General features: G+C 66.7%; 11 protein-coding genes. 4 read left to right on the forward strand and 7 right to left on the reverse strand.

Going from position 1 to position 15656, the window contains the following annotated elements; all coding sequences use genetic code 11:
* Window positions 1-270: 270 nt before the first annotated feature.
* Window positions 271-2736: a glycosyltransferase family 4 protein gene (locus ACTJLD_RS06250; RefSeq protein WP_440658333.1), complete on the reverse strand. Its 2466-nt coding sequence runs from the start codon at window positions 2734-2736 to the stop codon at window positions 271-273.
* Between the two features lie 86 nt (window positions 2737-2822).
* Between ACTJLD_RS06250 and ACTJLD_RS06255 the strand changes: the two genes are divergently transcribed.
* Window positions 2823-3911 carry an RNA-guided endonuclease InsQ/TnpB family protein gene (locus tag ACTJLD_RS06255; protein WP_440658335.1) on the forward strand — a complete coding sequence of 363 codons (1089 nt, stop codon included), beginning with the start codon at window positions 2823-2825 and terminating at the stop codon, window positions 3909-3911.
* On the opposite strand, the gene ACTJLD_RS06260 is transcribed toward ACTJLD_RS06255, so the two are convergent.
* Both ACTJLD_RS06260 and ACTJLD_RS06265 read right to left on the reverse strand, forming a co-directional pair.
* Window positions 3889-5355 (reverse strand): flippase, encoded by a 1467-nt coding sequence (locus ACTJLD_RS06260; RefSeq protein ID WP_048022060.1) that lies wholly within the window; start codon window positions 5353-5355, stop codon window positions 3889-3891. The genes ACTJLD_RS06255 and ACTJLD_RS06260 overlap by 23 nt on opposite strands.
* A gap of 26 nt (window positions 5356-5381) precedes the next feature.
* Window positions 5382-7574 (reverse strand): hypothetical protein, encoded by a 2193-nt coding sequence (locus ACTJLD_RS06265; protein ID WP_416359724.1) that lies wholly within the window; start codon window positions 7572-7574, stop codon window positions 5382-5384.
* Between the two features lie 488 nt (window positions 7575-8062).
* Here ACTJLD_RS06265 and ACTJLD_RS06270 point away from each other — a divergent pair, with 488 nt between their 5' ends.
* Genes ACTJLD_RS06270 through ACTJLD_RS06280 form a run of 3 tightly spaced genes read left to right on the forward strand, consistent with a single transcriptional unit; the run spans window position 8063 to window position 11167 of the window.
* Window positions 8063-9127 carry an acyltransferase family protein gene (locus ACTJLD_RS06270; protein ID WP_440658337.1) on the forward strand — a complete coding sequence of 355 codons (1065 nt, stop codon included), beginning with the start codon at window positions 8063-8065 and terminating at the stop codon, window positions 9125-9127.
* Window positions 9128-9162: 35 nt separating this feature from the next.
* Window positions 9163-10209 carry a GDP-mannose 4,6-dehydratase gene (gene gmd / locus ACTJLD_RS06275; RefSeq protein WP_027791153.1) on the forward strand — a complete coding sequence of 349 codons (1047 nt, stop codon included), beginning with the start codon at window positions 9163-9165 and terminating at the stop codon, window positions 10207-10209.
* A complete protein-coding gene (locus tag ACTJLD_RS06280) occupies window positions 10196-11167 on the forward strand; it encodes an NAD-dependent epimerase/dehydratase family protein (RefSeq protein ID WP_059694019.1) in 972 nt (323 codons plus the stop codon). The genes gmd and ACTJLD_RS06280 overlap by 14 nt, the downstream gene beginning before the upstream one ends.
* A 107-nt stretch (window positions 11168-11274) precedes the next feature.
* On the opposite strand, the gene ACTJLD_RS06285 is transcribed toward ACTJLD_RS06280, so the two are convergent.
* The 4 genes from ACTJLD_RS06285 to ACTJLD_RS06300 form a co-directional block, all read right to left on the reverse strand.
* Window positions 11275-12465, reverse strand: coding sequence for an O-succinylhomoserine sulfhydrylase (locus ACTJLD_RS06285; protein ID WP_027791151.1), 1191 nt, complete (start codon window positions 12463-12465; stop codon window positions 11275-11277).
* 247 nt (window positions 12466-12712) lie between these two features.
* Window positions 12713-14245: an amidophosphoribosyltransferase gene (gene purF / locus ACTJLD_RS06290; RefSeq protein WP_027791150.1), complete on the reverse strand. Its 1533-nt coding sequence runs from the start codon at window positions 14243-14245 to the stop codon at window positions 12713-12715.
* Window positions 14246-14296: 51 nt separating this feature from the next.
* Window positions 14297-14791: a CvpA family protein gene (locus ACTJLD_RS06295; RefSeq protein ID WP_006491262.1), complete on the reverse strand. Its 495-nt coding sequence runs from the start codon at window positions 14789-14791 to the stop codon at window positions 14297-14299.
* Window positions 14792-14797: 6 nt separating this feature from the next.
* The gene (locus tag ACTJLD_RS06300) at window positions 14798-15634 is read right to left on the reverse strand and encodes an SPOR domain-containing protein (RefSeq protein WP_175854931.1); all 837 of its coding nucleotides are present in this window, start codon (window positions 15632-15634) and stop codon (window positions 14798-14800) included.
* Window positions 15635-15656 lie beyond the last annotated feature (22 nt).

The following is a 15656-nucleotide window of genomic DNA, read 5'->3' on the forward strand; positions in this document are numbered from 1 at the left end:
CCGGCTTTTGCTGCGCGGGGTGCCCTGGGCACCGTCTTTCTCGCGTTGCCTTCTCGCGTCGCCTTCTCGCGCCGTCCTCTCACATCGCCCTATCCCGCTGCCGTCTCGCATCGCCCGCCGTCCCCCCAACGGCGATCGTGCAAGCACGCGCCCGCCACGCTACACAACGACCTGCCCGCCACTCGCCCGACCAGGCCCCGCGCTGAAAAGCAAAGCCCCCACGCAGCGCATTGCCGCGTGAGGGCTCGTTCCCGGGGCGGCTCGCGCCGGTTACTGCCTTTTCGCCTTCGCGGCCTTCGCCGTATCCGCGAGAATCTTCTCGACCCGCTCCACGTAGGTTTCGGTGCCGAACCGGCGCACCGCCGTCGCACGCCCGCTCGCGACGAGCCGCTCGCGCAGCGCACCGTCGCGCTTCAGCGTATCCAGCGCCTCGGCCAGCGCGGCCGCATCGCCCGGCTCGCAGAGCAGCCCGTTGTCGCCGTCCTCGATGATCTCGACGACGCCGCCCGCCCGCGCCGCGACGACCGGCCGGCGCGCGAGCATCCCCTCGACGATCACGCGCCCGAACGGCTCCGGCGTGATCGACGTGTGCGCGACGACGTCGACCGCCGTCATGCACGCGGCCACGTCGCGCTGGAACCCGAGGAAATGCACGCGCTCGTCCATCCCGTGCCGGGCGACGAATTCGTGCAGCTGCGCCGCGTAATCGTCCTCGCCGAACAGCGGCGCGCCGACCAGCACCACGTGCATGTCGGGATGCCGCGCGGCGGCCTCCAGCAGCACGTGCTGCCCCTTCCAGTGCGCGAGGCGGCTGAACGAGCCGACGAGCCATGCGTGCTCGGGCAACCCCAGCCGCGCGCGCAGCGCGGCCTGGCTGACACCTTCCAGCGCATCGAACGGCTCGGCCGAAATGCCGTTGAACACGACGTCGACATGCTGCGGCGTGAAGCCCGTCAGCGCGCGGAACGCCTGCGCGGACGCGTCCGAGTTCGCGATCACGCGCGTGACGCCGAACCGCGCGCAGTACTTGATCGCCAGCAACTGCTTGCTGCCGAAATGGTCGGTGCTGACGATATCGCGCAGGTGCCACACCACCGGCTTGCGCGCGAGCCGCCCGGCCAGCGCGGCGACCACCATCGCGCGCTGCGTGTTCGCGTAGATCACCTCGGCGCGGCGCGCGCGCCGCGCCACATCGCGCACGAGCCGCACGAGTTGCTTCACCGCGCCGACCGACACGCCGCCCTGCTTGCGCACGCCCGCGAGCGCGCCCTGGTCGACCACGTCGACACGCGCGCCGATCTCGTCGAGCGCCGCACGGAACGGGCCGTCGTCGAACAGCAGCACGTCGGCGTTCGCGCGCATGTGCTTCATGATCTCGAGCAGCGACAGCTCGGCGCCGCCAAGCACGCCGCTCTGGTCGAGCACGAGCGTCGCCGGGCCGCGCGCGGCCGGCAGCGGCGCGACGGCCGTACCGCGCTGCGCGGTCGAGCCGGGCAGCGCGGCTTCCACGTAGTCGAGAAAGCGCCGCCGGAACGTATCGGCGGAAAACCGCTCCGCGTTCGCGCGGCATGCGTCCGGCGTGAAGCGCTGCGGCGCGCGCTCGAAATCGTCGACGGCCGCGACGATCGCGTGCGGCGTCTGTTCGTCGAAGAAGAGCCCGGTCGGATTCCGGTTCGATTGCGGGTCGAGCACGGTTTCGAGCGCGCCGCCCTTGCCGTACGCGATCACGGGCGTGCCGCACGCCTGCGCCTCGACGACCGAGATCCCGAAATCCTCCTCGGCCGCGAACACGAACGCCTTCGCGCGCCGCATCCGGTCGTGCAGCACCGCGAACGGCTGGTAGCCCATGATCTCGACGTTCGGGCCGGCTTTCGCGCGGATCTTCTGCATCTCGGGGCCGTCGCCGATCACGACGAGCTTGCGCTCGGGCGTCTTCGAGAACGCCTCGACGATCAGGTCGATCTTCTTGTAAGGCACCATCCGCGACGCGGTCAGGTAGAAATCGTCCTTCTCCGCGTTCAGCGAAAACGCGTCGACGTCGACCGGCGGGAAGATCACCGCCGCGTCGCGGTGGTAGACCTTCCTGATGCGCCGCGCGATGAACGCGGAGTTCGCGACGAAACCGTCCACCGCGTTCGCGGTGCGCGTATCCCAGTTGCGGATGTAGTGCAGGATCATCCGCGCGAGCAGCGATTTCGGCCCGCGCGTGAGGTTCGACTGTTCCAGGTACTGGTGCTGCAGGTCCCACGCATAGCGGATCGGCGAATGCACGTAGCTGATGTGCATCTGGTCCGGCCCCGTCAGCACGCCCTTCGCGACCGCGTGGCTGCTCGATATCACCAGGTCGTACTCCGACACGTCGAGCTGCTCGATCGCGAGCGGCATCAGCGGCAGGTAGCTGCGGTACTTGGTGCGCGCGAACGGCAGCTTCTGGATGAACGACGTCGTCACCGGCTTGCCGCGCACGAACGCGCGGTCGTCGAGGAAGTCGACGAGGCTGAACAGGTCGGCGTCGGGAAAACACGCGACGATCTGTTCGAGCACGCGCTCGGCGCCCGCATAGGTGACGAGCCAGTCGTGGACGATCGCCACGCGCAGCGCGCGCGACGGTTGCCGCGCGCTGGCGCGCTCGGCCGGCATGGGCCGGCGCAGTGCGGCGACATCGCCGGCTTCGGCCGCGGCGGCATCGGCCGTGGCGAGATTCAACAAGGCGTGTTCCGCCAGATCGCGATTCATCAGTCGCTCCAAGAAGCCCTGCCATTGTTGGCGGGGAAGAAAGGAGCGCCGTCGACAAACGGCATTCCTAGGTTAGAGTGACCGGCATGATTCTTGTCTATCGCTACCGGGTGAAATCGCTCAGCGGTCTGCTTAACAAGCAGAGCCGAGCGGTGAACTACGTCTGGAACTTCTGCAACGACACGCAGAAGCATGCGCTCAAGTGGAGCAAGAGGTGGCCGACCGGCTTCGACCTGAACGTACTGACAACCGGCAGCAGCAAGGAGCTCGGCATTCACTCCGGCACGGTCAACGCAACGTGTGAGCAATACGCGAAGTCGCGCGACCACCACCGACGCCCGTACCTGCGCTATCGCGGCAGGAAATCGCTCGGCTGGGTGCCGCTGAAGGGGCGTGACCTGAAGCGTGAAGGAGATGCATTTCGCTTCGCCGGCAACACGTTCCGTGTGTTCAACAGTCGCCCGCTTCCCGAAGGCAAGATCAAGGATGGAACCAATTTCGCGCAGGATGCGCGCGGCAACTGGTTCCTGAACGTCGCGATCGAAGTACCCGAAGTTCCCGCGCGCCCGATCCGTTCCGGTGTCGGCATCGATCTCGGTCTGAAAGAATTCGCCACACTTTCGACCGGTGAGAAGCTTCCCAACGACCGGTTCGGTCGACGCGCGGCGGAAAAGCTGGCGAAAGCGCAACGAGCACGCAAGCACAAGCGCCATATCGCGAAGCTGCACGGCAAGGTGGCAAATGCCCGCGCCGATTTCCAGTACAAGCTCGCGCTCGATCTGGTGCGGCGCTTCGACTACATCGCGGTCGGCAACGTGTCCGCCGCCAAACTCGCCAGGACCAGAATGGCAAAGAGCGTCTACGACGCATCCTGGTCGTCCTTCCGCAACAAGCTCCGTTACAAGGCGATGGCGCACGGGGTCACGTTCGAGGAAGTCGACGAAAGCGGTTCTACCCAGTCCTGTTCGTCGTGCGGATCGAAAGACAGCACGACGCGGCCGAAAGGTATCGCGGGACTGCGAGTAAGAGAGTGGGCCTGCAGTGGTTGCGGTGTCGTGCATGATCGGGATACCAACGCTGCTCTGAACATTCTCCGATGCGGACGTGCATCGCCAGTTGTGGGAATCCGCTGCTTTCAAGCAACGGAAGACGTCAAGCGGTTCTCCTCGCATTGAGACGGACAAACAGGTCGCGCACGAGCGCGCGCAGCCCCGGCGTCATCGTGAGCGACCACGCGACGTTCAGCAGCAGCACGACCGCGCACATGCCGATCGACTCGACGAGCCCCGGCCATGCCTGCGCCAGAAACAAGCTCGCCAGCAGGAACGCGAGGTGCGCGAGCATGTCGAGCACGATCGCGCGCATCCGGATCGCCGACAGGTACAGCAGCACGCCGTAGTCGACGAACGCGCGCGCCGCGACGACCACCGCCGCGCCGATCAGCCCGAAGTGATGGATACCGAACCACAGGCCGCCGACGAAGAACGGCATCTGGACGAGCCCGGCAAAGGCCGCGCGGGACGGATTGACCTGCGACTGGATCAGGATGCGCGTGACGCTCGCCTGGCCGACGAGCCACACGCTGATCACCAGCACGCGGCCGACCGGCGCCGAATGCGCGGCGAGATCCGCGCCGACCCACAGCGTGAGGAACGGCGCGAGCGCGAAGATCGCGACGATGCCGACCGGCGTGAACACGCCGTTCAGGAATTCGAGCGACTGGCGCGCGAGCGTGTCCGCGTGATCGCGGCCGACCGCCGACAGGCGCGGGAACAGCGTGCGCACGAGCGCGTTCGGCAGCATGTTCAGGCGCGTGACGAGGTTCTGCGGCACCGTGTAGTAAGTGACGAACTTCGCGCCCATGCCGGCGCCGAGCATCACGCGGTCGAGCGTGTCGGCGATCATGCTCGTCGTGCTCGCGATCAGCATCCAGCCGCCGAAATTGAACAGCCCTTTCGCGGTGCCCCATTGCGGCGGATCGATGCGCCGGATCCCGAGCACCTTGATGCTGGCGTGACCGAGCATCACCGCCGCGATCAGGCGCGCGACGACCGCCGCGGCGAGCACCGTCTGCAGGTTCGGCGCGATCCACCACGCGGCGCCGAGCGGCAGCAGCTGGAACAGGAACGTGCCGATCGTCTGGTTCGTGTTGAACACGCCGAAACGTTCGGCGCCGTTGATCGCGCCGGCGAACACCCACGACACGTTCGCCAGCGGAATCGCGAGCGCGAGCCACGGCAGCGCCAGATACACCTCGTGCTGCATCGCCGCCGACACCTTCGTGAAGTAGGCGGTGTAGATGAACGCGCCGAAATAGATCAGCAGCCCGCCCACGATGCCGGTGCCGAGGTTCAGCCAGAACGCGCTCCAGAACACGCGCGCGCTTTCGTCGTCGTTGCCGCTCGCGAGCGCTTTCGAGATGTGGTTCTGCGCGGCCATGCTCATCCCGAGATCGAGGATCCCGAAATAGCCGATCAGCGTCCACACGAGGCTGACGACACCGTAACGTTCGACGCCGAGCGCGTGGATGTACGCGGGCACCGTCACCAGCGACACGAAGGTCGGCAGGATCAGCCCGATGAAGTTGATCGAAACGTTCTTGAGTATGCCTTTGTCCATGCTTCTGCCTTGTGTGACGTCGTCCGTCACGGTTTCCAGCGATACATCAGCACCTTGCCGCGCGCGTCTTCCTCGACGAACACGAGGTACTCGCCGTTCTCGCGCCGGAACGCGCTGATGCCGAACGGCACGTCGACCCAGCCGGATGCCTTGCCGACCTCGGCGCCCGGGCTCATCACGCCCACTTCCTTGCCGGTTTCCTTGTCGTACACGTGGATCTTGCCGACCGGCTCCACCCCGAACAGGTAGCGGCCCTCGGCCGTGATCCCGATCAGGTCGAAGATCGGCTTCGCGTCGAGCTGCCACGGCAGCGCGACCTGGTAGCGCACGACCGGCGAGCCCGTCGACCACTTGTCGAAGCGGACCAGCACACGGCCCACTTCCTTGTTGATGCCCGGCTGCGGCGGGGCATCGGCCGTGTAACCGGTCACGTACAGCGTGTCCGTCTGCGCGTCGTAGATCGAGCGGCGCAGCTGCGTGAACGGCTGCGGCATCGGATAGGTCGTGACCTTGTCGTACGAGTAGATCGGGTTGCCGGCCTTGTCGACGCCGCCGTACTGGAAGCGGTGGATGCCGCGCACGTCGCTCGTGCGCCAGATGTCGCCCTTCGTGTCGACCCACCAGCCCCAGCCGCCCGCCTTCGCCTTGCCGGTGGTATTGATCTCGAACTCGTCGGCATCGAGCCGGCCGTTGCCGTTCGCGTCGCGCCACAGCCAGTCGCCGCCCGGCGGCTTGTTCGGCACGTTGTCGACCGGCCGCGCGCGGCCCGCGATCAGACCCGACGGAATCGCGACTTCGCCGTCGCGCTTCGCGTCGAAGCGGTAGATCTTCAGGTGATCGGCGTACATGTCCGTCAGGTACAGGAACGTGCGGCCGTCGAGGCGACGCGCGATCGGCATGCCGGGCCACTGGTCCGTATGGAACACGGGGTCGTCCGGATACTTGAAGCGGTTCGACAGGAAACCGACGTATTTCCAGTCCTGGCCCGGCGGCTTCGACAGGTCGAGCTCGAAGCGCTTGTTGCCCGTGTACACGCTGTTCGGCCGCGCCGGGTCGAGCCATGCGCCGTCGACGAACAGCAACCCCTGCACCTGCCAGCGCAGCTTGCCGTCCGGCGTGTAGCTTTCGAGCACGGCGCCGAGCCCCGCACCGATCGTGTCGTGACGCGGCCCGATGCCGTTCATCGACACGTAAATGTTGCCCGCCCGGTCGACACCGACCCCCGTCAGCCCGTTGAAACGCTGCGGCCCGGGCCGGCCCGGCACCGGGCCCGCGAAGATGCCGCCGCGCTCGCCGAGCGTGCCCGACTGCGCATAACCCTTGCCGCCTTTCGAGAAGATCAGGATCTGCTGGCGCGGCCCGTTGTCCGCGACGAGCACGCGCCCTTTCGCGTCGACTGCCACGTCCACCGCGTCGGTGCCTTCCGGCAGCGCGGGGGCGTCGTCGAGCTTGCGGCCGTCGGCGCGCACGTGCGCGAGGTGCGCGGGCCCCTTGATCGTGTCCGTGAGCAGCCACAACGTGCCGTCGCCCGCGAGCGCGATGCGGCCCGGCTCGTGCGCGCTCCACGTGCCCTTCTGCTGCATCGTCTCCGCGTCGTACACGTCCACCGCGTCGCGCGACGGATTCGTCGCGAACAGCGTCTTGTCGTCGGCCGCGAGGCCGCCGACTTCCGCCTTCTGCTCGCCCGTTTCCGAGCGCGCGGGCGCCGCCACCTCGTTCATCACCATGAAGCTCGCGGCCATCCGCGCGCGGCCGGCATCGGCACGCCCGCCCGGAGCCACCTGCGGCGCCGCGCGGAACGGCGCCGGCTGCTTCATGTCGCCGATCGTGCGGCGCGAGATGCCGAACCACTGCTTGCCCTTGTCCGGCCAGATGCCGGGCGACTGCAGGTGGCCGCGCTCGTTGCCGACACCGATCGCGACGTACGCATATTTGCTGTTCACGGCGATCGCGCTGCCGCCGAGGTTGCCCCAGCCGTGCGTGCCGCCGGCGAAGCCGAGCATCTTTCCGTCCTGGTAGACGCTCGCTTCGGCGCCGCTCTCGTCCCATGGTGCATTCGTATACACCTTGCCTTCAGGCGTCACCGCGATCGCGCGGATGTCGATCTGCGTCCAGCTGCCGTCGCCATAGCCGAACGTATTGCCGATCCACGACGTCGTCGCGGGCAACACCGTTTCGGCCGGTACGGCGCTCGTCAGCAGCGTCGCGCATACCGTCATGCCTACCAGAATCAGACGCCGCAATGCGCTTCTCCAGACTTGATGCAAGAGCGACCGGCACCGCTGCCGGCGCACCCTGTCGCTAAATGGGTTTCAAACGTCGCGATGCAGGTTACAAGCAAAAATAATCACAAGAAATTTGGAAATATTTGGGGATGTTTCCGCCTGAAATATCGAACCGGAACAGACGCGCAAAGACACCCGAAAACGGCAATTACGACCGTCCTTCGCTTTCCAGTCTGTAGAAAATGCCGCTTTTCACCGCCTGGCGGGGCCTCCCGGGCGGCGACCGTTCATCGCGCGACCGAAATAACCGGCATTTGAATGTTTGTCGTCGGATAAATGACGCGCGTTTTTTTGCCGATTTCTTTTCCCTAGAATCGATTTCGATTCGATATTTCATTTAATGGCATGCATTACGTTCACGTTTACGCATCGGATGTGCGACTCGCCCCGGCTCAGGCCGCGCGTCGCGAAGGAGCGGCGCGATGACGGGCCTCTCGCGACCCGCGGCCCCCACCCCGCCGCAACACGGCCGCATCGTGCAGCTCGACGGGCTGCGCGCGATCGCGGTGGGCGCCGTATTCCTGCAGCACGCACTGAAGGCGCCGCTGTGGATGGGCGTCGACCTGTTCTTCGTGCTGAGCGGCCTGCTGATCACCGGCATCCTGCTCGATCGCAAGGCGCGCGGGCAGTCGTACTTCAGCCACTTCTACGCACGCCGCGTGCGTCGCATCCTGCCGCCGTACGTGTTGCTGCTGGTGGTGTCGACGATCCTGTTCGGTGCGGGCTGGCTGCCGCACTGGCCATGGTTCGCGTTCTTCTCGACCAACATCGGGCTGTCGCTCGGCAGCATCGGCCACGACAGCCTGAACGTGCTGTGGTCGCTCGCGGTCGAGGAGCAGTTCTACATCTTCTGGCCGTTCGTCGTGCTGTGGTGCTCGGAGCGCGCGCTGCTGTGGGTCGCCGCCGCGCTGATCGTCGCGGCCCCCGTGCTGCGCGCGATCGCGACGCCGTGGTTCGACTCGTTCTGGCCGATCTACTACCTGACGCCGTTCCGGATGGACCTGCTCGCCGCCGGCGCGCTGCTCGCGATCGTGCTGCGCCGCGACCGGCGCGCGCTGGAACCGTTCTATCCGCTCGCGATCGTCGGCGCCCTCGTGTCGCTCGCGATCCTCGGCTGGCTGCACCTGTCGTTCCCGCGTTTTCGCGCCGCGAACACGCCGCTGTCGAACGCCGCGCTCTACAGCATCTCGCTGCTGCTGTGCACGTCGATCGTCGTGATCGCGCTGCGCGGCCGCGGCCTCGTGCAGCGCGTGCTGACGAACCCGATGCTCGTCTACGTGGGCACCGTCAGCTACACCGTGTACCTGATCCACCTCAGCGTGCTGTACGCGCTGTGGCCGCTGCACCTGAACCGCTTCGTCACGGCCGCGATGGCGCTCGCGATCACGCTCGCGTACGCGACCCTGAGCTGGTACGGCTTCGAACGGCGCCTGACGCGCGGCCCCGCACGCGGCGCGCTGCCGGCCGCCGCCGGCACGACCGCCTGACTTTCACCCTCCATCGTTTCTACCAGGACAACGTCATGAGCCAAACTCGCAAGAAGGCCATCATCACCGGGATCTCGGGGCAAGACGGCGCCTACCTGACCAAGCTGCTGCTCGACAAGGGCTACGAGGTCACGGGCACCTACCGCCGCACCAGCTCGGTGAATTTCTGGCGCATCGCCGAGCTCGGCGTCGACACGCACCCGAACCTCACGCTCGTCGAACACGACCTGACCGACGCCGGCTCGAGCCTGCGCCTGCTCGAACGCACGCAGCCCGACGAGCTGTACAACCTCGCCGCGCAGAGCTTCGTCGGCGTGTCGTTCGACCAGCCGGCGACGACCGCCGAAGTGACCGGCCTGGGTCCGTTGAACCTGCTCGAGGCGATTCGCGTCGTGAGCCCGAAGACGCGCTTCTACCAGGCGTCGACGTCGGAGATGTTCGGCAAGGTGCAGTCGATCCCGCAGACGGAAGCGACTTCGTTCTATCCGCGCAGCCCGTACGGCGTCGCGAAGCTGTACGCGCACTGGATGACGGTGAACTATCGCGAGTCGTACGGCCTGTTCGGCAGCAGCGGCATCCTGTTCAACCACGAATCGCCGCTGCGCGGCCGCGAGTTCGTCACGCGCAAGATCACCGACACCATCGCGAAGATCAAGCTCGGCAAGGCGACCCGCCTCGAGCTCGGCAACCTCGACGCGAAACGCGACTGGGGTTTTGCACTTGAATATGTCGAAGGCATGTGGCGCATGCTGCAGGCCGACGAACCCGACACCTACGTGCTCGCGACCAACCGCACCGAGACCGTGCGCGATTTCGTGCGGATGGCGTTCGCGGCGGCCGGCTACCAGATCGAATGGACCGGCAAGGGCGAACAGGAACGCGGCCTCGACGCGTCGAACGGCAACGTGCTCGTGGAAGTGAACCCGAAGTTCTATCGCCCTGCCGAGGTCGACCTGCTGATCGGCTGCGCCGACAAGGCCCGGTCCAAGCTCGGCTGGGAACCGAAGACGACGCTCGAACAACTTTGCCAGATGATGGTCGAAGCCGATTTGACGCGGAATCAACACCATGACACGTTCTGAAGCCGGACGCCCGTCGCGCCGTGCATTTGTCACCGGCCTGACGGGCTTCACGGGCCGCTACATGGCCGAGCGCCTGCAGGCGGCCGGCTATGAGGTCTGGGGCACGGTCGCGCCCGGCGCGGCGCGCCCCGACGATCCGGCCTTCGCGCACTGCACGCTGCTGCCCGTCGACCTGCTCGACGCACAGGCGCTGCGCGCGGCGGCCGCCGATGCCCGGCCCGATGCGGTCGTGCATCTCGCCGCGCGCGCGCATGTCGCGCAGGACGAGCCGTCGGAAACCTACGCGGTCAACATCGTCGGCACCCGCAACCTGCTGGCCGCGCTTGCGGGCCTCGACCGCCGCCCGTCGGCCGTGCTGCTCGCCAGCAGCGCGAACATCTACGGCAATTCGACCGCCGGCGTGCTCGACGAAACCGTCGCCCCCGCCCCGGCGAACGACTATGCGGTCAGCAAGCTTGCGATGGAATACGCGGCGAAACTGTGGGCCGACCGTCTGCCGATCGTGATCGCGCGGCCGTTCAACTACACGGGTGTCGGCCAGAGCGATGCGTACCTGCTGCCCAAGCTCGTCGCGCACTACGCGCGCAACGCCCCGCGGATCTCGCTCGGCAACCTCGACGTGAGCCGCGATTTCTCCGACGTGCGCGACGTGACGGCCGCGTACCTGAAGCTGGTCGAAGCCGCGCCGGCCGGCGAGACGTTCAACGTGTGCTCGGAGCGCGCGTATTCGCTGAAGGAAGTGCTGGCGATGCTGTCGCGTATCGCCGGATACGTGATCGACGTGACGATCGATCCGCGTTTCGTGCGGCACAACGAGGTGAAGAGCCTGTCCGGGTCGCGCGACAAGCTGCGGCGCGCGGTGGGCGAGCTGCCCGTCACGCCGCTCGACGACACGCTGCGGTGGATGGTGGAGGCGATGCGCAACGACACGCACGCCAACGCAGATCGCACCGGGTAAGCCGCGCGATTTCATCGGCACAAAAACGAAGGGCCGCTCGCTTGCGCGAACGGCCCTTCGTCCATCGTCACGTCGGATCACGTCACGACATGCGTGACGTGCCGCGCTCAGCCTTCCAGCCCGCGCGCGAGATCCTTGCGCAGGTCGCCCGCATCCTCGAGGCCCACCGACAGGCGGATCAGCCCTTCGCTGATCCCCGCTGCCGCGCGCGCCTCCGGCGTGATGCGGCCATGCGTGGTGGTCGCCGGATGCGTGATGGTCGTACGCGTGTCGCCGAGGTTGCCGGTGATCGAGATCAGCTTCGTGTTGTCGATCACGCGCCATGCGTTCGCGCGCTGCTGTTCGGGCGTGTCGCCCTTCAGCTCGAACGACAGGATCGCCCCGCCCGCCTTCTGCTGACGCTTCGCGAGTTCGTGCTGCGGGTGCGATTCGAGGCCCGGATGAAACACGCGCGCGACGGCCGGATGCGAATCGAGCCAGCGCGCGATCTCCAGCGCGTTCGCCGATTGCTTCTCGACGCGCAGCGACAGCGTCTCCATCCCCTTCAGCAGCACCCACGCGTTGAACGCCGACAGCGTCGGGCCCGCGCTGCGCACGAACGGGAACACCTTGCCCATGATGAATTCCTTCGAGCCGACCAGCGCGCCGCCGAGCACGCGGCCCTGGCCGTCGAGGAATTTCGTCGCCGAGTGCATCACGACATCCGCACCGAGCTTCAGCGGCTGCTGCAGCACCGGGCTGCAGAAACAGTTGTCGACGACGAACAGCGCGTTCGATGCCTTCGCGATCTTGCCGATCGCCTCGATGTCGGCGAGTTCGGTCAGCGGGTTCGACGGCGTCTCGAGGAAGAACATCTTCGTTTCCGGACGCACGGCTTCCTTCCACGCGTTCAGGTCGGTCGGGTCGACGAAGGTCGTCGTGATCCCGAACTTGCTGAAGATCTGCGAGAACATCCCGAGCGTCGAGCCGAACAGGCTGCGCGAGCTGACCAGGTGGTCGCCCGCCTGCAGCGCGGACATCACGACCGACATGATCGCGGCCATCCCGGAGGCGGTCGCGATGCACGCCTCGCCGCCCTCGAGCGCCGCGAGGCGCTCCTGGAACATGGTGACGGTCGGGTTCGTGAAACGCGAATAGGTGAAATAGTCTTCCGAATTCGCGAAGCGCTCGGCCGCGTCGGCCGCGCTCTGGAAGCAGAAGCTCGACGTGAGGAACAGCGCTTCCGAGTGCTCGTTGAAGTCGCTGCGCAGCGTGCCCGCGCGCACGGCAAGCGTGTCGAAGTTGAGGGAGTCGTCCATGTTCCGTTTTCCGTATCCGATGGCCACGCGCATCGCGCAGGCCAGATCAAAACCAGGCCAAAAAACAAAAAGCCCGCTATGCGTCGGCATCAGCGGGCTTCGGTGCGGTACGACAGCGATCGACTCGGGCCGGTTGCCACCGGCCTTCGCTTTAGCTGTTTTGGGAAGTCGCCCCGCGTCCGCAAGCTGATATCAAATCGACGCAAGGCCACATCCTATCACGCCTCGATAAAAGCGTGCGCCGGTGTCACTCGACCGACAGTTGCAGGTTCATCTGCGAACGTTCGGTGTCGCCGGCCGTATCGCGATCGGCCTGCGACGCCGGCGTGAGGCGTGCGCGCTCGATCGCATCGAGATACTCGGGCGTCACGTCGCCGGTGATGTAGTTGCCGTCGAAGCACGACGCCTCGAAGCGTTCGAGCTTCGGGTTGATGTCGCGCACCGCGCGGCGCAGGTCGTCGACGTCCTGGTAGATCAGGTGGTCGGCGCCGATGATCTTCGCGACGTCTTCGTCGGTGCGGCCGTGTGCGACGAGCTCGCCGCGCGTCGGCATGTCGATGCCGTACACGTTCGGGAACTTCACGGGCGGCGCGGCCGACGCGAAGATCACCGACTTCGCGCCCGCATCGCGCGCCATCTGCACGATTTCATGCGAGGTCGTGCCGCGCACGATCGAATCGTCGACGATCAGCACGTTCTTGTCCTTGAACTCGATGCTCATCGCATTGAGCTTCTGGCGCACCGACTTCTTGCGCACGGCCTGGCCCGGCATGATGAAGGTGCGGCCGACGTAGCGGTTCTTGAAGAAGCCTTCGCGGTACTCGACGCCGAGCTTCGCGGCGACCTGCATCGCGGCCGGGCGCGACGAATCGGGAATCGGCATCACGACGTCGATCGGCACGTTCGGCAGTTCACGCTTGATCTTCTCGGCGAGATAGTCGCCCATGCGCAGGCGCACGTTGTAGACCGGCACGCCGTCGAGGCACGAATCCGGACGCGCGAGGTACACGTATTCGAACATGCACGGGTTCAGCGTCGGGTTCTCCGCGCACTGCTGGCTGTGGAAGTTGCCGGCCTTGTCGATGAAGACCGCTTCGCCCGGCTCCAGGTCGCGCACGAATTCGAAACCGATGCCTTCGACCGCGACCGACTCCGACGCGACCATCCATTCGGTGCCGTGCTCGGTCTCGAGCTTGCCGATGCAGAGCGGGCGGATGCCGAACGGGTCGCGGAACGCGAGCAGGCCGTAGCCGGCGATCAGCGACACGATCGCATACGAACCCTGCAGGCGGCGATGCACGCCCGAGACGGCCTTGAACACCGAAGCCGGATCGAGCTCGAGGCCCGTGGTCGACAGTTGCAGCTCGTGCGCGAACACGTTGAGCAGCACTTCGCTGTCGGAATTGGTGTTGATGTGCCGGCGGTCGATCCGGAACATCTCGTCCTTCAGTTGCTGCCAGTTCGTCAGGTTGCCGTTGTGCGCGAGGATGATCCCGAACGGCGCGTTCACGTAGAACGGCTGCGCCTCGGCTTCGCTCGACGCCGAGCCGGCGGTCGGGTAGCGCACCTGGCCGATGCCGTAGGTGCCGGGCAGGCTGCGCATGTTGCGCGTGCGGAACACGTCGCGCACCATGCCGTTCGCCTTGTACATGTGGAAATTGCTGCCGTCCGCCGTCGCGATGCCCGCCGCGTCCTGACCGCGATGCTGCAGCAGCAGCAGGCTGTCATAGATCAGCTGGTTGACAGGGGATTGGGAGATAACGCCTACGATGCCGCACATGGCATGTCCTTCAGAATGACAAAATCGGTTCCGTCCTGCCCAGCCGCGTCGTCACACGCGTACGTACTGGGCCATGCCGTCGGGCAGGAGCTGCTTCAGCTCGTGCACGCCCTGTTCGGCGAAAGGACGCAATAGCGCATTGCGCCAGAAATCCTGTTTGGGCAGTTCGGTCAGCCCGGCCGCCGCGACCAGCAGCACCACCAGCACGCAGCCGCGGACGAGCCCGAACATCATGCCCAGCGAGCGGTCGACGCCGCCCAGGCCACTGGCCTGCGCGATCCGCGACAGCAGCGCGTTCGCGACGCCGGCGACCAGCACCACGCCGATCACGACCAACGCAAAAGCGATCACCCACTGCGTCAGCGCACCGCCCGGCCAGTTCGCCGGAATATACGGTACGACCAATCCGACGTAGCGGCCCGCGATCACGATCGCCGCGATCCAGCCGATCAGCCCGAAAATCTCGGACACGAAGCCGCGCCACGCACCGCGTAGCGCCGACAACACGATCACCGCCAATACAGCGTAGTCGAAAGCCGTCAGCATCGTGCGTTACTGCGTCAGACCGGCTTCGCGCACCTTCGCGATCGCGGCGGAAGCCGCCGCGCGATCCGCGAACGGGCCTGCACGCAACAGTGTAGCCGTGCTGCCATCCGACTGCTTGCGATGCTCGACATATGCGGGCACGCCCGCCGATTTCAACTTGGTGGCCCACGAACGGGCCGTCGCGTCATCCTTGAACGACCCGAGCTGCACCGCGAAGCGCGCACCGGCCGGCGACGACGGCGACGACGCGTCGCCGCTGTCCGGGCTCGCGGCGTCGGCATTCGCGACGGCCGCGGGTGCGGGCTTCGGCGCAGCCGGCTTCGCCGCGGGCGCAGCCGGTTTCGGCGCAGGCTTCGGCGGCGTCACGCTCGCCGTGGTCGTGGTATCGGGTTTCGCGGCCGGCCTGGCGGCATCCTTCGGCGCGGGCGCCGGTGCGGCCGCAACGGCCGTGTCGGATGCCGGCGGTTCGTCATGCGCGACGCCGGCCTGCACGTCGGACACATCGTCGTCGCGCGGCGCGACCGCCTGGTGCGCGGGCCGGTTCGGGATGTCGATCGCGATGTCGTCGGTGACCGGCTTCGGATGCGAATCGAGCACCATCGGCAGCACGATCACCGCGGCGACGACGAGCGCGATCGCGCCGACGAGGCGACGGCGCGCGCGTTGCTTTTCTGGAAGGGTCGGATCGAGGAGCAGTGCGTCCGATTCCGGACGCTCGGTGCGGCGCGAGCGTCGCTCGACGCGTTCAGTGCGCTCCGTGCGCACGTTCCGGGAGGCCCCGGTGCGACCGCCGCGCCGCGGGGGCGCGTCGTCGTCTTTCTTGCCGAACGAGAAAATTCCCATGAATGGCTGAGTCCGAAACTGC

Source organism: Burkholderia sp. 22088, assembly GCF_052045915.1.
In the GTDB taxonomy this organism is placed as follows: domain Bacteria; phylum Pseudomonadota; class Gammaproteobacteria; order Burkholderiales; family Burkholderiaceae; genus Burkholderia; species Burkholderia cepacia.